General features: G+C 57.6%; 1 protein-coding gene. It reads left to right on the forward strand.

All coding sequences use genetic code 11. The features are described 5' to 3' along the window. Positions 1-328 (forward strand): exonuclease/endonuclease/phosphatase family protein (locus G0Q06_RS14315; protein ID WP_484549367.1); only part of this gene is annotated, 328 nt, incomplete at both ends.

Below are 328 nucleotides of genomic sequence, written 5' to 3' on the forward strand. Positions count from 1 at the left end.
GCCCGGTTGAAAAGATCCCGCTCGAGGTTTTTGCGCAGGCGGGGTACGGATATGCGGTGGCGCGCGGTCAGAAGGGTTACAATGGTGTGGCGATCCTGTCGAAGCTTCCGATGGAGGAGGCCGGATCACAGGATTTTGCCGATTTGGGCCATGCGCGGCATGTGGCGGGACGGTTGGAAAACGGCGTTACGGTTCACAACTTTTATGTGCCTGCCGGAGGGGATGTGGCGGATCGGGCGGTCAATGAGAAATTTGGTCAGAAGCTCGACTATCTTACGGATATGCGGGACTGGTTTCATCGAGAGCGTCCGGAGAAGTCGATCCTGGT

Origin of the sequence: Oceanipulchritudo coccoides, from assembly GCF_010500615.1 — a bacterium.
GTDB classification, from domain to species: Bacteria; Verrucomicrobiota; Verrucomicrobiia; order Opitutales; family Oceanipulchritudinaceae; genus Oceanipulchritudo; species Oceanipulchritudo coccoides.